Genomic DNA, 19,474 nt, shown 5'->3' on the forward strand with positions numbered 1-19,474 from the left:
GGGTGCTTGCGCTCGTGGATGTAAGATATATCTTAGCAATATCGAAGATATAGGATTATGCGATGCACAAGGCTCATAAATGGCGCAAGATGCGCAAGCTCGGAAAAATGCCCTACGCGGCGATGATGGCCGGTGGCTGGGACGATGCCTTCGGGCGTGACGGTCCGTTCGGACCCGGAGGGCCGTTTGGCCCGGGCGGACCGTTTGGCCCCGGCGGCCCCTTCGGCAAAGGCGGTGGCGGTCGCCGTCGTCGCCGCATGTTCGGTTCGGGCGAACTGCGCCTCGTCCTGCTCAAGCTGCTCGCCGATGAAGCGCGCCATGGCTACGAACTGATCAAGGCGGTCGAGGACCTGACCGGCGGCAGCTATGCGCCCAGCCCGGGCACGGTTTATCCCACTCTCTCGCTGCTCGAGGACGAGGGCGCAATCGTGCCGGCCAAGGGCGACGAAACACGCAAGGCCTTCGAGGTAAGCGATGCCGGACGTGAAGAGCTGGAGGAGCGCGCCGACGAGGTTGAGGCCTTGTTCGACCGGCTTGCAGGACATGGAGAGCGCCGCCGGGCCTATGCCACGCCGGAGATGTTCCGCGCGGTCGGCAACCTTGCCAACGTACTCAAGAACCGCGCTCGCTCGGGAAAGCTGGACGACGACACAATCCGAGAAATCGTCGATTTGGTGGACGAGCTGGCGAAGAAGATCGAACGGCTCTGATCTGCCCTCAATCTTGCGTCTCCCGGTCCGGGCGCTAGTCTAGCGGCCGAGGGACGCGAGAGGGAGGATTATCAGATGGATAGTGCGACTAAGGCACCTTGGCACCTATGGGTGGTCGGGATCGTGACGCTGTTGTGGAACGGCTTCGGCGCTAACGATTACACGCAGACGCAGCTGCGGAACATGGATTACCTCAATTCCATGGGGTACCCGCAGGCGGGCATCGATTATCTCGACCAGTTTCCCGCCTGGGCGGAAGCTGGTTGGGCACTCGGCGTATGGGGCGCGGTGATGGGCTCGGTCCTGCTTTTGCTGCGCAGCCGCTTCGCCGTCTGGTCCTTCGTCATCTCGCTCATCGGTATAGCGCTGACGACAGTCTATGAAGCGGGAGCGGATATGCCTGCCGAACTGGCGGAAATGCAGCCCGGCTGGTTCCCGATCCTTTTGTGGGGTCTAGCCATCTTCCAGCTCTGGTATGCCTGGTCGATGAAGAAGAAGGGCGTCCTGCGCTAGGACCAGCACCTGTTATGCGGCTGTGCGAGAGGCGTGCAGCCGCAGATAGGTTTCGACCACCGCTTGGTTGATCGCGTCCCATGAATAGGCGCGTGCGGCTTTCTCTCCGTTCGCGCCATGGGCAAGCCGCAGGGCATCGTCGGTGCAATAGGGCGCCAGTGCTTCGGCACAGGCCGGGGCGAAAACCTCGGGCTTGCCCGGAGGGACCAGGCATCCCGTCTCGCCGTCCGTCACAAGGCTGGCCGCGCCCGTCGCGCCTGCCGCCACCACGGGCAACCCGCAGGCCATCGCCTCCAGCGTCACATTGCCGAAAGTCTCGGTGATCGAAGGGTTGAAGAAGATGTCCCCGCTCGCCAGCGCCTTGCCGAGATCGGCACCGGTCTTGAAGCCTGCAAAAGTGCCGCCGGGAAGCGCCTTTTCGAACCAGCTGCGCGCCGGACCGTCACCGATGACGAGCACCTTGTGCGGAACCTGCCGCTTGCGCAACTGGACGATCGTTTCGGCAAAGACGTCGAGACCCTTTTCCATGACCAATCGGCCGAGGAAAACGATCGCCACGTCGTCGTCTGCAAGGCCGTGCGCGCGGCGCCATTCCATGTCCCGTCGCGAGGGATCGAAGACTTCGCGGTCGACCCCGCGCGACCAGATCGAGATGTCATCGTGCATCCCCTGGGCCTTCAGTTCGTCGATCTGGCTCTGCGAAGGTGCCACCAGCGCATCGGTGCGCTGGTAATAGCGCCTCAGCAGCGCGACTACCGCAGGTTCGAGGAAACCCGCGCCGTAATATTGCGGGTAGGTCTCGAAGCGTGTGTGTACCGAGGCCAGCACGGGAATATCGCGCTTGCGCGCCCAGTTAAGCGCCGAATGACCGGTGAAGTCGGGCGCCGAAAGGTGGATGGTATTGGGGGCAAAAGCTTCCAGATCCGCGCGCGCCTTCGCATCGAGCGGGAGGCCGAGGCGATATTCGCCGCGATTCTTCACCGGCATGCGCATGTTCGGCACATTTACGAGGTCGCCGGTGGGCGGGAAATCTGGCTCGGCCACTACCGGCGCGTAGACGCGCAGGGCTGCCCCTTGCCGCAGGAGATACTCGGCCAGGCGGTTCAAGGCCTGATTGCACCCGTCGCGGGTGTAGTTGTAGTTCCCGCTGAACAGCGCGATGCGTAGATCCGTAACGTCCATCAGCGCGGGCTTTAGGCAAGTGGAACGATTTTGGCGAGAGGGCGCTTGTTTCAACACACCCACCCTTTTCCGACGCATACCTATTTCGCATTGACTCGCCGCACCGCAACATTATTGCCGCCGACGGGCCACGCGGTCCCAACGCCGCGCGAGCTCTCTGCAAGGAGAGAATACATGACTGCCGAACCGACGCTCAAACCCGAGCGCCCTTTCTTTTCGTCCGGACCGACTGCCAAGCACAAGGGCTGGTCCGCTTCCAACCTCAAAACCGAATCGCTCGGACGCTCGCATCGCAGCGCCCTTGGCAAGTCGCGGCTGAAATATGCCATCGACCTGTCGAAGGAGATGCTCGGCGTGCCCGAGGATTACCTGGTCGGCATCATGCCCGCCTCGGACACCGGCGCGCTGGAATGCGCGATGTGGACGATGCTGCGCCCCGATCGCCCGGCCACGGTCGCGGCGTGGGAAAGTTTCGGCAACGTCTGGATCCAGGACGCGGTCAAGCAGCTCAAGCTGCCCAAGCTGACCACGCTGGATGCCGATTACGGCGAAATTCCCGATCTCGCGTCGATCCCGCAGGAAAATGACGTCGTCTTCACCTGGAACGGCACGACCTCGGGCGCGAAGATCCCCAACACCGACTGGCTGGCCGAAGGCCGTGAAGGTCTGGCGATCAACGATGCGACCAGCGCGGTCTTCGCGATGGAGATGGACTGGGCCAAGCTCGATGCCACGACCTACAGCTGGCAGAAGGTGATGGGCAGCGAAGCCCAGCACGGCATGCTGATCCTGAGCCCCAAGGCGGTGAACCGGATCGAGGAATACGATCCCCAGTGGCCGCTGCCCAAGCTCTTCCGCCTGAAGAAGGGCGACAAGATCAACCGCGGCATTTTCGAAGGCGCAACGATCAACACGCCGTCCATGCTGGCGACCGAAGATTACATCGATGCGCTCGAATGGGCGCAGGCGATGGGCGGGCGCAAGGCGATGTTCGAACGCGCCGATGCCAATGCCAAGATCGTGCTCGACTGGATCGAGGCGACGCCGTGGCTGCGCAACATGGTCTCCGACCCTGCCAAGCGCACCAACACCGGCGTGTGCTTCGTCTTCCAGGGCGACTGGTACGACAGCCTGTCCGACGAGGACAAAGCTGGCGTGCCCAAGAAAATCGTCAAGCTGCTGGAAGAGCGCGACGTGGGCTACGATTTCAACGGCTATCGCGACGCCCCGCCGTCCCTGCGCATCTGGTGCGGCGGCACGGTCGAGCAGGAAGACCTGAAGCGTCTCCTGCCCTGGATCGAGTGGGCCTACGAGACCGTCAAGAACGGCTGATCCGGCTGGCGGCCCGCGCATCGGGCCGCCGCCTTTTCCCTTATCAATGCCCCGGCGCAAAGCCGGGAGAACGACAGGAATATTCCGTCATGAGCAAACCAAAAGTCCTCATCAGCGACAAGATGGACCCGAACGCGGCGCGCATTTTCGAAGAGCGCGGCTGCAACGTCGACGTCATCACCGGTGAAACGCCGGAAGAACTGAAAGCCCGCATCGGCGAATACGATGGCCTCGCCATCCGGTCGTCGACCAAGGTTACCAAGGAAATCCTCGACGCGGCGACCAATCTCAAGGTCATCGGCCGCGCCGGTATCGGCGTCGACAATGTCGATATCCCCTATGCCAGCGGCAAGGGCGTGGTCGTGATGAACACCCCGTTCGGCAACTCGATCACCACCGCCGAACACGCCATCGCGATGATCATGGCGCTTGCCCGCCAGATCCCGGCCGCCGATCGCCGCACGCAGGCGGGCGAATGGCCGAAGAACGATTTCATGGGTGTGGAAGTTACCGGCAAGACGCTGGGTCTGATCGGCGCAGGCAATATCGGCTCGATCGTCGCCAGCCGCGCACAGGGCCTCAAGATGAAGGTCATCGCATTCGATCCTTTCCTGACCGAAGACCGCGCAGTCGAGATCGGAGTCGAGAAGGTCGATCTCGACACGTTGCTCGCCCGTGCCGATTTCATCACGCTGCACACGCCGCTGACCGATGAAACCCGCAACATCCTCAGCCGCGAAAACCTCGCCAAGACCAAGAAGGGCGTGCGCATCGTCAACTGTGCGCGCGGCGGCCTCATCGACGAAGCGGCGCTGGCCGATGCGCTCGACAGCGGCCAGGTGGCAGGTGCGGCGCTGGACGTATTCCAGACCGAACCGGCCAAGGAATCGCCGCTTTTCGGCAAGCCCAACTTCATCTGCACGCCGCACCTCGGCGCCAGCACGAATGAAGCGCAGGTCAATGTCGCCTTGCAGGTGGCCGAACAACTGGCGGATTACCTCGTCAACGGCGGCGTCACCAATGCGCTCAACATGCCTTCACTCAGTGCCGAGGAAGCGCCGAAGCTGCGCCCCTACATGGGTCTTGCCGAAAACCTCGGCAGCCTCGTGGGCCAGCTCGCCCACGGCAATCTCACCAAGATCAGCATCGAGCGCGAAGGCGCCGCAGCCCAGCTTTCGGGCAAGCCGATCGAAGGTGCGGTGCTGGCCGGCCTGATGCGCCAGTATTCGGACACGGTGAACATGGTCAACGCGCCCTTCCTCGCGAAGGAACGCGGCCTCGATATCCGTTCGATCCGTCACGAAAAGGAAGGCGCCTACAACACGCTACTGCGCGTGACCGTGGGCACCGATAGCGGCGATCGTTCGGTTGCCGGCACGCTGTTCGGCGCCGATGCGCCGCGCCTGACCGAAATCTTCGGGGTTCGGATCGAAGCGGAGCTCGACGGCCACATGCTCTACATTGTCAACGAAGACGCGCCAGGCTTCATCGGCCGTATCGGTTCGCTGTTGGGCGAAAACGGCATCAACATCGGCACCTTCAACCTCGGCCGCCGCGAAGCGGGCGGGGAAGCGATCCTGTTGCTCAGCGTCGACCAGCCGATCCCGCAGGACGTCGTCGACAAGGCCTGCGCGCTGGAAGGCGTGAAGACCGTAATGCCACTGGCATTCTGATGCGCGATGGGGCAGGGGCGCTGGCCGTATGACACAGCCTGACGATCTCCTGCCCATCGGGCTCGAAGACGCGCTGCCTGCGCGTGCCGCCGCCATCACCAGCGCCATGCGCCAGGTGCTACAATCGATGGACGCGCACGGTTACGACCGTGTGCGCCCACCGCTGGTGGAATTCGAGCATTCGCTTGCCGGACGCATGGAAGGCGTGGCGACGCGCCGCATGATCCGCTTCACCGATCCCGAAAGCCTGCGCACGCTGGCCCTGCGCAGCGACATGACCGTGCAGGTCGGCCGTATTGCCGCCACCTCCCTGCGCGATGCGCCGCGCCCGCTGCGCCTTTGCTATGCAGGTGAGGTCGCCACGATCAAGGCGGACCAGCTCGATCCTGCACGCCAGCGATTGCAGCTGGGTGCCGAACTGGTCGGCAGCGACAGCGTGGCAGCCGCCGCCGAAGCTGTTTCCGTTGCGCTGGATGCGCTGGAGGCAGCCGGCGTCGATGGCCTGTCGGTCGATTTCACCATGCCCGATCTCGTCGATACGCTGGCCGAAGAAGCGCTACCGCTCGGTGTGGAGCAGCGTGAAGCGGTGCGCCGCGAACTCGACATGAAAGACGCAGGTGGCCTCAAGGCTGTCGGCGGCGCTGCCTATCTCCCGCTGCTCTATGCCGCAGGGCCGATGGAGCAGGCGCTGGAGAAGCTGTCGGCGTTGGATGTCGGCGGCGTGCTCGCCAGCCGGACTGCGGCGCTGCGCGAAGTGGCTGCGATCCTTGGCGACCGCGTGCGCCTGACGCTGGACCCGTCCGAACGCCACGGTTTCGGATACCAGAGCTGGTTCGGTTTCACGCTGCACACCGACAAGGCACGCGGTGCGCTGGGCCGCGGCGGCACCTATTCCATCAAGGGCAGCGACGAGGCGGCCACCGGCTTCTCGCTCTACATGGAACCGATTTTGGAAGCCTTGGGCAAGGGCGAAGCGGAGCAGCGCGACACCGTGTTCCTGCCGCTCGGCCACGACCGCTCTGCAGCGGCAGCCCTTCGCGCCAATGGCTGGCGCACCCGTGCAGCCGTCAACGCAGAGGACGACGCGGCATCGCTGGGGTGCACACACCGCCTCGATAACGGCGAACCGAAACCGCTCTAGGCCGCTTCCGGCTCCCACTTCGGATATTTGGTCATGATGGCTGCGAAGAGGTCGGACGTCACATGGCGTTCGAGCCATGCGGCGACGTTGGCAATCCCTGCACTGCCGAACCAGTCGCGATCGTGATTGGCGCATTGCCGCACGAAGGGGAAAATCGCGATATCGGCGAAACCGCGCTGCTCGCCGCACAGGTTGGGCTGATCCTCCAGTCGCTCGTCCAGGCGTTTAAGGTGGTTGAGGCACTGCGCGCGGTGCTCGAGCGGGTCGGCATCCTCGTAGCGCGTGTGGTATTTGTAACGGTCGAGGTGATGCTTGAACGGCCCGTCGGTCGCTTCCAGCAGGTCTGCGTCCTGACGCTCCAGCCAGCCTTCGGGATCGTTCTTGCCGAGAGCCCAGCGCATGATGTCGAGGCTTTCCTCCAGCACCGTGCCGTCATCGGTGACGAACACGGGGACGGTCCCCTTGGGCGAGACTTCCAGCATCGCTGAGGGCTTGTCGCGCAGCACGACCTCGCGGTGTTCTTTCTCCACCCCGCTTATGTGCAGCGCCATGCGCGCCCGCATGGCAAAGGGGCAGCGGCGGAAGCTGTAGAGGACAGGTTCAGCCATCGTCCTCGTCCCGGTCCAGCACCTTGCCGACATGGGCCTCGCCCCGCTCGCGTGCGAGCTTCGACTGGCGCTGGCGCTCGGCATAGCGGGCGCGCTGTTCGTCGGTGCGCTCTGCGTGGCAATGGCGGCAGGAGACGCCTTCCTCGTAGGTTTCGTGCAAGAGGTCGTCGGGCGACAGCGGCATGCGGCAGGCGCGGCACAGCGTGTGTTCCCCGATTTCGAGGCCGTGTTTGACGCTCACCCGCTCGTCGAAGACGAAGCATTCGCCTTTCCAGAGGCTTTCTTCTTCGGGCACTTCCTCGAGGTATTTGAGGATACCGCCCTTGAGGTGGTAAACCTCGTCCAGCCCTTCGGATTTGACGAAAGCGGTCGATTTCTCGCAGCGGATGCCGCCGGTGCAGAACATGGCGATCTTTGGCGTCTTGCCCTCGGCCTCGAATTCGGCGCGGCGGGCGCGGAACCATTCGGGAAATTCGCGAAAGCTCTTGGTTTCCGGGTCGATCGCGCCCTCGAACGAACCGATCTGCACCTCGTAATCGTTGCGCGTGTCGATCACGATGGTGTCGGGATCGGAAATCAGCGCGTTCCAGTCCTCCGGCGCGACATAGGTGCCCACACCCTCGACAGGGTCGAGGTCGGGCTGGCCCATGGTGACGATTTCCGCCTTCACGCGCACCTTGCTGCGATAGAAGGGCATGGTGTCGGCGCGCGATTCCTTCACTTCCAGATCCTCGCAGCCCGGCAGGGCGCGGATGTGGTCGAGCACCGCCTGGATGCCCGCATCGGTTCCGGCGATCGTGCCGTTGATGCCTTCATGCGCCAGCAGCAGCGTGCCCTTGACGCCGTGCTCGTCGCACAGCGCGGCAAGGGCGGGGCGCAGGGCGGCTGGATCGTCGAACCGCGTGAAGTGATAGAGCGCGGCAATACGGATGGGGTGCTCGGTCATGATGGCGCGCCTTTAGCAGCGTGCACGCGGCCTCGCACCCCTCCTGTTCAGCAGAATTCGCTTGGGTCGGGGCCCATGCGACCATCTTCGCTGTCGAGGGCGTCGATCCGCGCCATCTGGTCGTCCGACAGTTCGAACGACAAGGCCTTGAAATTGGCCTCGATATGCTTGCGGCTGCTGGCCTTGGGGATCGTCGAGAAACCGTGCTGGATGTGCCAGCGGATGATAACCGCGCTGGCGGGCTGGCCGGTGTCTTCCGCAATCGCCTCGATGGTCTCGTTCGAGAGGCCTTCGCCCTGGCCGAGCGGCGACCAGCTTTGCGTGACGATGCCCATTTCCTCATGCACCTTGCGCAGGGCGCGCTGCTGGAAGCTGGGGTGCAGTTCCACCTGGTTGAGCGCCGGGGTCACCCCTGTTTCGTCGACCAGCTTTCGCAAATCCTGTTCGCGGAAGTTGGAAACGCCGATGGACTTGGCCTTGCCCTCCTCGCGCAGTTCGATGAACGCCTTCCACGTGTCCACGAATTCGCCCTTGTCGGGGCAGGGCCAGTGGATCAGCAGCATGTCGACATGGTCGCGGCCCAGCCGCTTCAGGCACTTGTCCGCAGCACGCTTGGCCCGCTCGTACCCCTGGCTCTCGTTCCAGACCTTGGTCTGCAGGAAGATGTCGGACCATTCGCCCACGCCTTTGCCGACGCCCTTCTCGTTCTGGTAGATCGCCGCAGTGTCGATCAGCCAGTAGCCCACGTCGATCGCGGTCGAGACGGCTTCGGGCGCCTTGTCCTCGTCGATCTTGTAGGTGCCGAAGCCGAGCTGCGGAATCTGGCGGCCGTCGTTCAGGTTGAGCGTGGGATAGTCGGTCATAAATTCTCCTTTGCCTGAACAATGGAGAAGTGGCGTCGAAGTTTCCCCGATCTGCCTTGCCCCCTTCGCTCCAAACGCCTAACGCGACGCGCGTTTGTGCATCCCTAGATCGCGAGTAGATTTTCAATGGCCAACGTCACCGTAATCGGCGCCCAGTGGGGCGATGAGGGCAAGGGCAAGATCGTCGACTGGCTCGCCAGCCGCGCCGATGCCGTCGTCCGGTTCCAGGGCGGCCATAACGCGGGCCACACGCTGGTCATCGACGGGAACGTATACAAGCTTTCGCTGCTGCCTTCGGGCATCGTATCGGGCACGCTGTCGATCATCGGCAATGGCGTGGTGCTGGACCCCTGGGCTCTGAAGGCCGAGGTCGAAAAGCTCGAAGGGCAGGGCGTTACCATCAACGCGGACAATCTGGCACTTGCCGACAATTGCCCGGTGATCCTGCCGATCCACCGCGATCTCGACGGGCTGCGCGAAGCGGCCGCCGGTTCGGGCAAGATCGGCACCACCGGACGCGGCATCGGCCCTGCCTATGAAGACAAGGTCGGCCGCCGCGCGATCCGCGTTTGCGACCTTGCCCATCTCGACCATCTCGAACCGCAGCTCGATCGCCTGTGCGCACACCATGACGCACTGCGCGCCGGTTTCGACCAGCCGCCGGTCGATCGCGAGGCGTTGCTCGAAGAATTGCGCGGCATTGCCGATTTCGTGCTGCATTTCGCCCAGCCGGTCTGGAAGCGCCTCAAGAAAGTCCGCAAGGCCGGCGCCAAGATCCTGTTCGAAGGCGCACAGGGCGTGCTGCTCGACATCGATCACGGCACCTATCCCTTCGTCACCAGCTCCAACACGGTCAGCGGCACGGCGGCGGCAGGCAGCGGCCTCGGCCCGAATTCGACCGGCTATGTGCTCGGCATCGTCAAAGCCTACACCACGCGCGTCGGCAGCGGCCCCTTCCCGACCGAACTCGAGGATGAAGTCGGCAAGGGTATCGGCGAACGGGGCCATGAATTCGGTACCGTCACCGGCCGCCAGCGCCGCGTCGGCTGGTTCGATGCGGTCATCGTGCGCCAGAGCTGTTCGATCAGCGGCGTCACCGGCATCGCGCTCACCAAGATCGACGTGCTCGACGGGCTGGACGAGGTGAAGATCTGCACCGGCTATCGCCTGCGCGGCAATGTCTACGACTACTTCCCCAGCCATGCCGCCGACCAGGCGGAGGTGGAGCCGATCTACGAGACGATGGACGGTTGGAAGGAATCGACCGCCGGGGCGCGCAGCTTTGCTGACCTGCCCGCCAATGCGGTGAAATACATCCAGCGCGTGCAGGAACTGATCGAAACGCCCGTGGCGCTGGTGTCCACCAGCCCGGAACGCGACGATACGATCCTTATGCGCGATCCATTCCTCGACTGATTGATCGGGCAATGGCAGGATGCGCCCGATGCGTATCCTTTCGCTGTTCTGCCTCTTTCTCCTGACGGCCTGCTCGCAAGCCGTACCGGAAGCGCGTGCACAACAGGCGCAGGAGGGGGAGCGGGCGGATTTCGTGCTGGTCGACAAGTCGGATCGCACGCTGTGGGTTTACCAAGCGGGCAAGATCATCCGCACTTATGACGGCCTGCAATATGGCGACCAGCCGGTCGGCCATAAACGCTTCGAAGGGGACGAGCGCACGCCCGAAGGCCGCTACACCATTACATACGGCAACGAGCAGTCGAGCTACTACCTCAGCCTCTACATCGACTATCCCAATGCCGCCGACAAAGCCTATGCCAAGGCGCGGGGGCGCTCGCCCGGCGGGCTGATTTTCCTGCACGGCCAGCCCAATGGAATGCCCTTCGATGCGCGCGTTCCGGGCGACTGGACCGATGGCTGCATTGCCCTTTCCAACCGCGAGATCGCGGAGCTGTGGTCGCTGATCCCCGACGGGACACCGATCGAAATACGCCCCTGAATTCTTGACACGATCACTGTTTGTTCTCACAAAGTTCTCCTACAGAGACTCGTGAGAGGTGATTCCATGCAGGCCGATTTCAGTTACGAGCCGGTGTATGACGGGGCCGGATGCCAGCTTGGCGTGACCATATTGGCGGACCGCGACGCCGTGCGCGCGCAGATGCGTGACGACGCTGTGGCAGCGGGCTTTCGCGTGCTGGAATGCTGCCGGCTTGACGAGTTTGCCAGCGGCTCGATCGCAGCGCTGGGCGACCTCGTGCTGGTCGATTGCCTTGCGGCCGATGCGGAAACGATGGCGCTGCTTGCGCGGCTGGACATGCGGGCAGGCAAGTCGGGCGCGCAGATGGTGATCTCCACCGGGATGGAAGCGCTCGATGCGGTGTTCGGCTGTTTCTCCATGTCGGGGGCGCAGATCCTCGTGGAACCGGGACGCGCCGAACGCATCATCGCGGTGGGCCGAGTGCTGGCCGATGTGCCGAACCTGCGATTGCGCGAACTCGCCGAAGAAGACCGCCTGATGCTCCTTCGCCTGACCGAACAGGTCGGCAAGATGGCGGAACGGATCGAACGCCTGTCTCCCGGTCAGCGGGAAGGCGGGGGCGCATTTCGATTGGAAGCCGCAGCGCAGGCGTGGCGCGGACAGGATGCGGAGAGTGTTCGGGCAGAAGTGCCGAGCCTGCCCGATGCGGCCGCGATCCGCGCGGTCATTCGCCGCCGCCAGATGCGGGCCAAGTTCTTCGATGCAGACCTCTTCGCCGATCCGGCGTGGGACATATTGCTCGACCTCGCTGCCGCGCGCGCCGGAAGGGAGCGGGTCAGCGTGACTTCACTGTGCATCGCGGCGGGCGTTCCTGCCACCACGGCTCTGCGCTGGATAGCGCAAATGGTCGAAAGCGGCCTGTTGCTGCGCATTCCCGATCCTGCCGACCGTCGCCGCGCGCATATCGCGCTGGCCGACAGCACGGCCGATGCGATGGCACGGTATTTTCGCGAAGCCGGTATCGGCGCGCGCCAACGGGTCGAGGCTGTAGCCTAGCCTTTCCTGATCACGACCCGGCGCCCGCTGGTCGGCGGATCGTCGCACGGCAATGCATGACGCGCCGCATCGGCCCGGGCACGGATCAGGATCGCTTCGGGAATATCGCTATCGTGCAGCACGTGGTCGGCTTCTCCCAGCGCGCGTGCCTGCCGGATAGTGAGGTCTTCCGGATCATCGCTCGTCAACACGATTTCGAGGACCTCGTCCGCTACAGGATGGTCGCCATCCTCTATCCAGCGCTCTACATCCTCTACACTCTTCGCGGCCATTACATCGAGCGCGCCGCCTTGCGAGAGCGCGCCGTCGAGCGCGCGCCGGCGGTCGTCGCCGGAAGGGAATTTCGCCCGGATTTTCTCGCGCGCGTTGGATAATGCCTCGGCCAATCCGCCAAGATGTTGCGGCAGGATAGCTTCCAGTCGCAGGCGCAGGTGCTTCGCCAGGCCGGCCGATGCCCCGCCAGTGCTCACCGCAACCAGCACGGGATCGCGTTCAAGCAGGCTGGGCAGTGTAAAGTCGCACAGGTCCGGCCTATCCGCGACGTTTACCAAGAGGCCGAGCCGTTTCAGTCGCAGCGCCGCCGCCTCTGCCGCGCGCTCGTCCTCGAGCGCCACGAAGGCGAGTTTCGCGTGATGAGCCTCGGTCTCCCCGCAGGGAATGCCTCCCGCGCGTCCTACGAGACGGGCCTTGGCATCCGCCATCTCGCCGCTGCCCACTACGACCACCCGCTGGCCGGAAATACGATGGAATAGCGGGAGCGAATGCAACATCAGTCGAGCCATTCCGGCACGCGTTCCGCGTCCATGATCGCGCCTGCCGCAATCCGGTCGGCGACGGTCGCGAAACGGTCCCCGTCGACCAGCACTTCGGCCACGAAACCGCGGCTGTTGTAGCTTGACGCCATGGTCGCGCCATAAGCGCCTGCGGTGCGGAAAACCGCCAATTCTCCGGCGACCAGTGCATCGCATTCGCGGTCCATCGCGAAGGTGTCACCCGTTTCGCAGATCGGGCCGACGATGTGGGCGGTCATCCGCTGTCCGGTAGGTTCCACCGCTTCGAAATCATGCCACGCACCGTACATGGCAGGGCGGGCGAGGTCGTTCATCGCCGCATCGACGACCACGAAAGGCCGCTCGATCCCGCGCTTCACGCGCACTACCCGGGTGAGAAGGACTCCGGCATTCCCGGCAATCACGCGCCCCGGTTCAAACATCAGGCGCACGTCCCATCCGTTGGAGACCCTTGCGACCATTTCGCCATAGGCTGCAGGTGAGGGATATTCCTCGCCGCTCTTGTACGGCACGCCGAGCCCGCCGCCGAGATCGGCATGCGTGACCTTGCACCCTTGCGCGCGCAGGTCGGAGATGAGCGCACCGACCTTGCCGAAAGCGGTTTCGAGCGGCTCGAGGTCGGCCAACTGACTGCCGATGTGAACGGCAACGCCGCGCATATCGAGACCGTCTTCACCCGACAGCGCCGCGTAGATTTCGACTGCACGATCGATCGGCACGCCGAACTTGTTCTCACGCTTGCCGGTCGAGATTTTCTCGTGCGTGCGCGCATCGACATCGGGATTGACGCGCAGGCCGCAGGCGGCCGTCTTGCCGAAGCGGCGGGCGATCGCCGCCAGTTCGTAGCCCTCTTCCTCGCTCTCTATGTTGAACTGGCCGATCCCGCATTCGAGACCCTGCTGGAGTTCGTCATGCGTTTTGCCGACGCCGGAAAACACGATGTCTTCAGGCTTCATCCTGGCGGCCAGGGCGCGCGTCAGTTCGCCACCCGAAACGACGTCGGCGCCATAGCCCATGTTGGCAAGCACGCGCAGAACGGCGAGGTTGGGGTTGGATTTGACCGCAAAGGCAATGTGCGGATTGTCGAGCGCGGACAGCCCTTCACGATAGACGCGCGCGTGACGTTCAAGCGTGGCGCGCGAATAGACGTAAACGGGCGTGCCGACCGCTTCTGCGATCTGGGTAAGCGGCACGTCCTCGGCATGGAGGACGCCATCGCGGATCTGGAAATGGTCCATGGCCAGCGCGTTTGCCGAATGGCCTTGGACAAGTCTAGCAAGCCTTCCTTGTCGCGCTGCAACCTACTCGGGCGGGAGATCGAAGGGATCGTCCTCGCGTTCTTCGGAACGGGTGCGCAATTCTGTGCTGCGCTCCGGAGCGGCCTGGGGATCGAGCTGGAGCAGGTCGTCGGCATCCGGCTGCACTTCGGCACCGAAGGGCGCAGGCGGCAGCGTCTCGCCTGCCAGGGGCTTGAGCTGCGCCTTCTGCCCGCAGGCGGACAGCAGGGTGAGGGCAATTAAGAGGGCGCCAAGGCGCATCAGAACTTCTCCAGCCGCTTGCGGGCATCTTCCACTTGCTGCCTTACCCGCTCGGGCGCGGTCCCGCCATAGGAAGAACGCGCAGCGACCGATGCATCGACCGAAAGCGCGTCGAACACGCGTTCGTCGATCCGGCTGTCGATGGCCTCTAGATCCTCGATGGCGAGGCCGTCGAGGGCGACACCTTTCTCGTCGGCCAGCTTTACCGCTGCACCGGTGATGTGATGCGCCTCCCGGAAAGGGATGTCAGCCTGCCGCACGAGCCAGTCGGCAAGGTCGGTTGCAGTTGCATGACCGGCCTCTGCGGCCTTGCGCATGCGGGCCTTGTCGAACCCGCTATCGGCCACCATTCCCGCCATTGCGGCAAGCGAAAGGTCCATCAAGCCGGCGGCTTCGAAGACCGGCGGCTTGTCGTCCTGCATGTCCTTGGAATAGGCCAGCGGGAGGCCCTTCATCGTCACCATCAGCGCCGTGGTGCAGCCGATCACGCGCCCTGCATGGCCGCGCACCAGTTCGGCGGCGTCGGGATTGCGCTTTTGCGGCATGATCGAGCTGCCGGTCGACAGCGTATCGGGCAGTTTCACGAAGCCGAAGGGCTGGCTGGCCCAGATGATAAATTCCTCCGCCAGGCGCGAAAGGTGCAAGGCGCACTGGCTGGCCGCCATGAGGTAATCGAGCGCGAAATCGCGATCCGACACCGCATCGAGGCTGTTGCGAGTGGGCCGGGCGAAGCCCAGCGCCTGCGCGGTCATCTCGCGGTTGAGGTCGAAGCCGGTTCCGGCAAGCGCCGCCGAACCGAGCGGGCATTCGTCCATCCGCGCCAGCGCGTCTGAGAACCGCGAGCGGTCGCGCACCAGCATTTCGAAATAGGCGAGCAGGTGGTGGCCGAGCGTCACAGGCTGCGCGGTCTGCAAATGGGTGAAGCCCGGCATGATCGTGTCGGCATGCTCGTCGGCGCGGGCGACCAGCGCGTGGAGCACCGCGTCTATCCCCGCGATCGCGCGGCGATTGGCGCTGCGCACCCACATCCGAAAATCGGTCGCGACCTGGTCGTTGCGACTGCGCGCGGTGTGGAGGCGCCCCGCGACCGGACCGACGATTTCGGTCAGCCGCGCCTCGACGGTCATGTGGATGTCCTCGAGGTCCCAGTCCTCGGGCACGCCGTCCGCTTCGTATTCCTCGGCGATCTGCGCGAGACCCTTGTCGATCGCGGCGGCATCGGCTTCGCTGACGATGCCCTGCTTGGCCAGCATGGCGACATGCGCGCGGCTTCCCGCGATATCTTCGCGCCACAGCGCCTTGTCGAAGGGGATCGAGGCGTTGATTTCGCGCATGATGGCGCTAGGTCCTTCGGCGAACCTGCCGCCCCACATTGCATTGGAGCCTTGATTGTCCCGCTTATCGCTCACGCTGATCATCACCCTGGGTCTTGCTGTGTCCGCTTGCGATAGGAGCGCGCCCGATGAGGCGCAAGAAAGCGGTGCTTCACAGATCACAACCGGCGAGATCGACCGCACCTATGCCGACAGCCTGATGCCAGCCATCAATGTGAGCAATCCCGACGGACGCCAGCTCAATCTGGACGCATTGCAGGGAACGCCGGTGCTGCTGAATTTGTGGGCGACATGGTGCGCGCCGTGCAAGAAGGAGATGCCGCTGCTCGATGCGCTTGCTGCGGATTTCGACGAACAATTGCACGTCATCACGGTGAGCCAGGACGCGGGCGGGGCCGAAAAGGTCGCGCCATACTTCGAAGCGAACGCGTTCGGTTACCTCGAGCCGTGGATGGATCCGCAGAACGAGCTTGGCCTGCACTACGACAACACGCCGCTGCCGACCACGATCCTCTACGATGCGCAGGGGCTGGAAGTCTGGCGCGTCGTCGGCGACTACGACTGGTCGAGCGACGAAGCGCGCGCGGCCGTGGCGGAGGTTTTCGGGGAGTGATGGTGGGCGCTGACGGGCTCGAACCGCCGACCCTCTCGGTGTAAACGAGATGCTCTACCAACTGAGCTAAGCGCCCCCAATCGGGGTGAAGCGCGCATGTAGCGCGGTTTCGCGCCGGGTCAAGCGCGAGTATCAGTTCCAGCCTTCGTCCAGCTTCAGCGCGCCGTCGCCGTAAAGGTAGTCGGCATTGAACCGCGCATAGCGCTGCAGGCGCTCCCAATCCTCGGTGTAAAGGTCGCCGCGGCGGATTTCGGCAACGCCCAACTCGCGCAACTTGCCGACCGCGCGATTGGCGTGGATGGCGCTGACCCCGCACATGTCGGCAAGGTCGATCTGGGTGAAAGGAGTGCGCAAGGTGCGCGGTACGTTGCGGCCGACCAGCTCCAGCCGCTTGTGCAGTTCGGCATAGAGATGCGCGATCCGCTTTGGCGCATCGAGCTGTTCGAGGATCTGGATCCATTTGCGATGGATCGAAGCGTCGAGCAGCGTCGCAAACCACATGGCACGAGCGATATTGGGACGTTCCTGCATGACCCTGCGCAGACTCTCGTGGCTTACGGTGCCGACCTTGACCGGTCCTGCCGCGACGATGCTGTGGTCGAGGCGCTTCAACGCGAACCCGTGCAGGTCGACGAAATCACCCGGCACCTGCACCCCGACTATATATCGGCGATCCCCGCTTTCGATCGTGCGGAACACGTAACCTTCGATCAGCATCGTGCTCCTGTCGGTGACATCGCCCCTTTCCAGCAGGCGCGTGCCATCACCGTGTTCTTCCACGGAGTCGATGAGTCTCTCGATGTATTCAAGGTCGTCCACGTCCAGGTGTTCCCTCAGCCGTCCGGCGAGGAATTCACCGGTCAGAGGGTATTGGGCAGACCTTATGTCACCACGAATTGCGTCCATTGCGCGCGATAAAGCAAGGTGCTCCCACGAGGTCCATTAACCCATGTTAGCTTTATGTTCGTTTCTGCAGATGCGACGCATTTTTAGCGCATGACCTTTGTCCTATGTTAAAATTTCGCGCCGTGACCTGATGTATCTTTCCCGCTATCGCGCGGCAGATGACGACAAGACTGCATGTCCTTGCCACCGGAGGCACGATCGCGGGAATCGCCGGGTCGGCGATAGCGAGCGATTACCGCTCGGGCGAAATCGGGATCGAGGACTATCTCGAGAAGGTCGGGGGCCTGGGGCTGGAGGCGGAATTGTCCGGCCGCCAGATCGCCAATATCGATTCTGGAGATATCGGTCCGGCGGTGTGGAACCAACTCCATGCCGCGATTTCGGAGAGTTTGGCCGATGATAGGTGCGATGGAGTGGTGGTCACGCACGGCACCGATACGCTGGAAGAAACGGCCTTCCTGCTCGACCTGACCCTGCCTGCGACCAAGCCGGTCGTTGTCGTCGGCGCCATGCGGCCTGCCGATGCGGTCGGGTATGACGGCCTGCGCAATTTCGCCAATGCGGTGCGCGTCGCGAGCGATCCGGATGCGTCGGGTCGCGGCGTGCTGGTCGTGATGGGCGACCGCGTGTTCGGCGCGCGCGATGTGCGCAAGGTCCGCACCCGGGGAACCGACGCTTTCAGGGGCTTCCCCCGCGAATCCGTTGGTCTCGTGACGCCAGCGTCACTCGAATGGTTCGGCGCTCCCTGGCGCGAGGACGAGGCGGCTGCGTTCACGTGGTGCGACGATTTGCCTCAGGTCGTGATCGCTTATGCCCATGCGGGTTTGTGTGCCGAGGAAGTGCTTCGCCTCGTTGGCGAGGAAACGCGCGGTATCGTCGTTGCAGGCGTGGGCGAGGGCAATATGCCCGAACGCGTGCGGCAGGAACTGGCGCTGTTGGCTAAGGGCGGCATCGCCGTCGTTCGCGCAAGTCGGACCGATGAAGGGCTGGTCGATCGCGAGGCCGAGGACACGCCGAACGGCTTTGTCGCCGCCCGCGCGCTCAACCCGCAGAAGGCGCGCATCCTGCTGCAATTGCTGCTGGCCAGCGGAACCAGCGATCCCGCGGCCATCCAGCGCGCCTTCGACGGTCGCTAAGCCTTAGCCGTTGGGCAGGACGAGGTATTTCTCGCCCGTCTTCATCTGGCGATAATCGAGGATCGCTTCCTTCGTCAGCATGCCTTCCAAATCGACCTTGGTCTTGTAGCTGCTGGCGAAAGTGGTGGTGAGGTTGTCGAGCACGCGCTTGCGCATCCGCATCACCGTTTCCATGCCCGCCGTCTGGAGGAAGGGCGTCAGCAGCCAGCCCGACAGCGTCCAGCCGAAGCCGTAGGAGGGTGTCAGCGTGGTCGGCCCGAAGTCGAGGCGGCCGTAGATGAACATCCGCTTCTGCTGGTTCGAACCATAGCGCGAATATTCGGTCATCTTGGCCACGGCGACCTGTTCCATCGCCTTGAAGCAGGTGTCGACCATCTGGCCGCCGCCGATGGGGTCGAAGCCGTAGAAAGCGTCGGTTTCGTCGATGGCCGCCTTGAGGTTGGCCATGAAATCCCCGTCCGAGGAATTGACGACATGGCTGGCGCCAAGGCCTTTCAGCAGGTCCACCTGGTCCTGCTTGCGCACGATGTTGACGAGGCCGAGGCCGTCTTCCTGGCAGATCTTGACCAGCATCTGCCCGAGGTTCGATGCGCCGACCGTGTGCAGGATCGCCTTCTGGCCGTCCATCTTGGCGTTTTCGGCAAAGCCGAGCGCGGTCATCGGGTTGACGAAGCTGGACGCGCCCGCTTCCGCGCTGTGATCGCCGAGCGGCAGGCACATGGCAGCATCCGCGATGGCGTACTGGCTGTAGGCGTTGCCCGGAACGCAGGCGACGCGCTGGCCCATCAGCGCCTTGGCCATATCGCTATCGCCGGTGGCGACGACGGTGCCGGCGCCTTCGTTACCAGCAGGCAGGCGCTGGCCGTGGCGAGCCTTGGAGCCGGTGTTGAAGGGTTCGGGCATTTTCGCGACGACCTTGCCGGGCGAATATTCCGCATTCTCGAAATCCGCCGCGCCGGTGAGGATGGCGAGGTCGGATGGATTGATCGGAGCCGCTTCCATCTTGACCAGGACCTGGTTGCCGGTCGGTTCGGGGAAGGTGCTTTCGGCGATCTCGACGGTCAGCGTGCCGTCCGATTCCAGAGTGGTGAAAAGCTGTTTGCCGGTGGTCATCCAATTCCCTTTCGTTGCTTTACGAAACCTGTTTGCGGCCTCGCTACGCCTCGAAATCGGGCTTGGCTAGGGTGCCGTTA

20 protein-coding genes and 1 tRNA gene are annotated in these 19,474 nt (G+C 63.8%); 10 read left to right on the forward strand and 11 right to left on the reverse strand.

Annotated features, from left to right (window positions below; translation table 11 throughout):
- Positions 1–62: 62 nt before the first annotated feature.
- Complete coding sequence (locus tag CVE41_RS11165) at positions 63–710, forward strand: PadR family transcriptional regulator (protein WP_232725672.1); 648 nt, start codon at positions 63–65, stop codon at positions 708–710.
- A gap of 75 nt (positions 711–785) precedes the next feature.
- A complete protein-coding gene (locus CVE41_RS11170) occupies positions 786–1,223 on the forward strand; it encodes a hypothetical protein (RefSeq protein ID WP_157799495.1) in 438 nt (145 codons plus the stop codon).
- 12 nt (positions 1,224–1,235) lie between these two features.
- Here CVE41_RS11170 and CVE41_RS11175 read toward each other — a convergent pair whose 3' ends face one another.
- Complete coding sequence (locus CVE41_RS11175) at positions 1,236–2,405, reverse strand: glycosyltransferase family 4 protein (protein ID WP_100260722.1); 1,170 nt, start codon at positions 2,403–2,405, stop codon at positions 1,236–1,238.
- Positions 2,406–2,579: 174 nt separating this feature from the next.
- Between CVE41_RS11175 and CVE41_RS11180 the strand changes: the two genes are divergently transcribed.
- The 3 genes from CVE41_RS11180 (at position 2,580) to CVE41_RS11190 (ending at position 6,551) form a co-directional block, all read left to right on the forward strand.
- Complete coding sequence (locus CVE41_RS11180; protein WP_100260723.1) at positions 2,580–3,737, forward strand: phosphoserine transaminase; 1,158 nt, start codon at positions 2,580–2,582, stop codon at positions 3,735–3,737.
- A gap of 89 nt (positions 3,738–3,826) precedes the next feature.
- Entirely contained in the window at positions 3,827–5,410 is a 1,584-nt protein-coding gene (gene serA, locus CVE41_RS11185; protein WP_100260724.1) for a phosphoglycerate dehydrogenase, read from the forward strand.
- A gap of 28 nt (positions 5,411–5,438) precedes the next feature.
- Complete coding sequence (locus CVE41_RS11190; RefSeq protein ID WP_100260725.1) at positions 5,439–6,551, forward strand: ATP phosphoribosyltransferase regulatory subunit; 1,113 nt, start codon at positions 5,439–5,441, stop codon at positions 6,549–6,551.
- On the opposite strand, the gene CVE41_RS11195 is transcribed toward CVE41_RS11190, so the two are convergent.
- The 3 genes from CVE41_RS11195 to CVE41_RS11205 are packed head-to-tail and all read right to left on the reverse strand — an operon-like array spanning position 6,548 to position 8,968.
- Positions 6,548–7,159, reverse strand: coding sequence for a glutathione S-transferase (locus CVE41_RS11195; RefSeq protein ID WP_100260726.1), 612 nt, complete (start codon positions 7,157–7,159; stop codon positions 6,548–6,550). The genes CVE41_RS11190 and CVE41_RS11195 overlap by 4 nt on opposite strands.
- Entirely contained in the window at positions 7,152–8,105 is a 954-nt protein-coding gene (gene trhO / locus CVE41_RS11200; protein WP_100260727.1) for an oxygen-dependent tRNA uridine(34) hydroxylase TrhO, read from the reverse strand. Before trhO ends, CVE41_RS11195 begins: the two co-directional genes overlap by 8 nt.
- A 47-nt stretch (positions 8,106–8,152) precedes the next feature.
- Positions 8,153–8,968, reverse strand: a complete 816-nt coding sequence (locus CVE41_RS11205) for an aldo/keto reductase (protein WP_100260728.1) — start codon at positions 8,966–8,968, stop codon at positions 8,153–8,155.
- A 126-nt stretch (positions 8,969–9,094) separates the two neighbouring features.
- On the opposite strand from CVE41_RS11205, the gene CVE41_RS11210 reads away from it, so the two are divergent.
- The 3 genes from CVE41_RS11210 to CVE41_RS11220 all read left to right on the forward strand — a co-directional run bounded on the left by CVE41_RS11210 (position 9,095) and on the right by CVE41_RS11220 (position 11,963).
- A complete protein-coding gene (locus CVE41_RS11210; protein WP_100260729.1) occupies positions 9,095–10,384 on the forward strand; it encodes an adenylosuccinate synthase in 1,290 nt (429 codons plus the stop codon).
- A gap of 28 nt (positions 10,385–10,412) precedes the next feature.
- Positions 10,413–10,925: a L,D-transpeptidase family protein gene (locus tag CVE41_RS11215; protein ID WP_100261498.1), complete on the forward strand. Its 513-nt coding sequence runs from the start codon at positions 10,413–10,415 to the stop codon at positions 10,923–10,925.
- 66 nt (positions 10,926–10,991) lie between these two features.
- Positions 10,992–11,963, forward strand: coding sequence for a helix-turn-helix domain-containing protein (locus CVE41_RS11220; RefSeq protein WP_100260730.1), 972 nt, complete (start codon positions 10,992–10,994; stop codon positions 11,961–11,963).
- Here the strand turns inward: CVE41_RS11220 and CVE41_RS11225 are convergent.
- From CVE41_RS11225 to argH, 4 genes are all read right to left on the reverse strand, one after another.
- Positions 11,960–12,733, reverse strand: coding sequence for a precorrin-2 dehydrogenase/sirohydrochlorin ferrochelatase family protein (locus tag CVE41_RS11225; RefSeq protein WP_232725674.1), 774 nt, complete (start codon positions 12,731–12,733; stop codon positions 11,960–11,962). The genes CVE41_RS11220 and CVE41_RS11225 overlap by 4 nt on opposite strands.
- A complete protein-coding gene (gene lysA / locus CVE41_RS11230; RefSeq protein ID WP_100260732.1) occupies positions 12,733–13,992 on the reverse strand; it encodes a diaminopimelate decarboxylase in 1,260 nt (419 codons plus the stop codon). The genes CVE41_RS11225 and lysA overlap by 1 nt, the downstream gene beginning before the upstream one ends.
- A 63-nt stretch (positions 13,993–14,055) precedes the next feature.
- On the reverse strand, positions 14,056–14,292 hold the full coding sequence (locus tag CVE41_RS11235) for a hypothetical protein (RefSeq protein WP_100260733.1): 237 nt from the start codon (positions 14,290–14,292) through the stop codon (positions 14,056–14,058).
- A complete protein-coding gene (argH, locus tag CVE41_RS11240) occupies positions 14,292–15,665 on the reverse strand; it encodes an argininosuccinate lyase (protein ID WP_100260734.1) in 1,374 nt (457 codons plus the stop codon). Before argH ends, CVE41_RS11235 begins: the two co-directional genes overlap by 1 nt.
- A 16-nt stretch (positions 15,666–15,681) precedes the next feature.
- Here argH and CVE41_RS11245 point away from each other — a divergent pair, with 16 nt between their 5' ends.
- Positions 15,682–16,239, forward strand: a complete 558-nt coding sequence (locus CVE41_RS11245) for a TlpA family protein disulfide reductase (protein ID WP_100260735.1) — start codon at positions 15,682–15,684, stop codon at positions 16,237–16,239.
- On the opposite strand, the gene CVE41_RS11250 is transcribed toward CVE41_RS11245, so the two are convergent.
- Both CVE41_RS11250 and CVE41_RS11255 read right to left on the reverse strand, forming a co-directional pair.
- Positions 16,240–16,315 (reverse strand) — tRNA-Val (locus CVE41_RS11250). It lies immediately after the preceding gene.
- A 56-nt stretch (positions 16,316–16,371) separates the two neighbouring features.
- Positions 16,372–17,058 (reverse strand): Crp/Fnr family transcriptional regulator, encoded by a 687-nt coding sequence (locus CVE41_RS11255; RefSeq protein WP_232725676.1) that lies wholly within the window; start codon positions 17,056–17,058, stop codon positions 16,372–16,374.
- A 245-nt stretch (positions 17,059–17,303) separates the two neighbouring features.
- On the opposite strand from CVE41_RS11255, the gene CVE41_RS11260 reads away from it, so the two are divergent.
- Entirely contained in the window at positions 17,304–18,281 is a 978-nt protein-coding gene (locus CVE41_RS11260) for an asparaginase (RefSeq protein WP_100260737.1), read from the forward strand.
- Between the two features lie 3 nt (positions 18,282–18,284).
- On the opposite strand, the gene CVE41_RS11265 is transcribed toward CVE41_RS11260, so the two are convergent.
- Complete coding sequence (locus CVE41_RS11265; RefSeq protein WP_100260738.1) at positions 18,285–19,394, reverse strand: zinc-binding dehydrogenase; 1,110 nt, start codon at positions 19,392–19,394, stop codon at positions 18,285–18,287.
- Positions 19,395–19,474 lie beyond the last annotated feature (80 nt).

The organism is Qipengyuania seohaensis (genome assembly GCF_002795865.1).
GTDB lineage: Bacteria > Pseudomonadota > Alphaproteobacteria > Sphingomonadales > Sphingomonadaceae > Qipengyuania > Qipengyuania seohaensis.

Excerpts from the sequence above, each read along its gene's own strand:
- CVE41_RS11175 (WP_100260722.1), bottom strand. The coding sequence starts at position 2,405 with ATGGACGTTACGGATCTACGCATCGCGCTGTTCAGCGGGAACTACAAC.
- argH (WP_100260734.1), bottom strand. The coding sequence starts at position 15,665 with ATGTGGGGCGGCAGGTTCGCCGAAGGACCTAGCGCCATCATGCGCGAA.
- serA (WP_100260724.1), top strand. The coding sequence starts at position 3,827 with ATGAGCAAACCAAAAGTCCTCATCAGCGACAAGATGGACCCGAACGCG.
- CVE41_RS11215 (WP_100261498.1), top strand. The coding sequence starts at position 10,413 with ATGCGTATCCTTTCGCTGTTCTGCCTCTTTCTCCTGACGGCCTGCTCG.
- CVE41_RS11210 (WP_100260729.1), top strand. The coding sequence starts at position 9,095 with ATGGCCAACGTCACCGTAATCGGCGCCCAGTGGGGCGATGAGGGCAAG.
- CVE41_RS11205 (WP_100260728.1), bottom strand. The coding sequence starts at position 8,968 with ATGACCGACTATCCCACGCTCAACCTGAACGACGGCCGCCAGATTCCG.
- CVE41_RS11265 (WP_100260738.1), bottom strand. The coding sequence starts at position 19,394 with ATGACCACCGGCAAACAGCTTTTCACCACTCTGGAATCGGACGGCACG.
- CVE41_RS11190 (WP_100260725.1), top strand. The coding sequence starts at position 5,439 with ATGACACAGCCTGACGATCTCCTGCCCATCGGGCTCGAAGACGCGCTG.
- lysA (WP_100260732.1), bottom strand. The coding sequence starts at position 13,992 with ATGGACCATTTCCAGATCCGCGATGGCGTCCTCCATGCCGAGGACGTG.
- CVE41_RS11180 (WP_100260723.1), top strand. The coding sequence starts at position 2,580 with ATGACTGCCGAACCGACGCTCAAACCCGAGCGCCCTTTCTTTTCGTCC.
- CVE41_RS11225 (WP_232725674.1), bottom strand. The coding sequence starts at position 12,733 with ATGTTGCATTCGCTCCCGCTATTCCATCGTATTTCCGGCCAGCGGGTG.
- CVE41_RS11220 (WP_100260730.1), top strand. The coding sequence starts at position 10,992 with ATGCAGGCCGATTTCAGTTACGAGCCGGTGTATGACGGGGCCGGATGC.
- CVE41_RS11165 (WP_232725672.1), top strand. The coding sequence starts at position 63 with ATGCACAAGGCTCATAAATGGCGCAAGATGCGCAAGCTCGGAAAAATG.
- CVE41_RS11260 (WP_100260737.1), top strand. The coding sequence starts at position 17,304 with ATGACGACAAGACTGCATGTCCTTGCCACCGGAGGCACGATCGCGGGA.
- CVE41_RS11170 (WP_157799495.1), top strand. The coding sequence starts at position 786 with ATGGATAGTGCGACTAAGGCACCTTGGCACCTATGGGTGGTCGGGATC.
- trhO (WP_100260727.1), bottom strand. The coding sequence starts at position 8,105 with ATGACCGAGCACCCCATCCGTATTGCCGCGCTCTATCACTTCACGCGG.
- CVE41_RS11195 (WP_100260726.1), bottom strand. The coding sequence starts at position 7,159 with ATGGCTGAACCTGTCCTCTACAGCTTCCGCCGCTGCCCCTTTGCCATG.
- CVE41_RS11235 (WP_100260733.1), bottom strand. The coding sequence starts at position 14,292 with ATGCGCCTTGGCGCCCTCTTAATTGCCCTCACCCTGCTGTCCGCCTGC.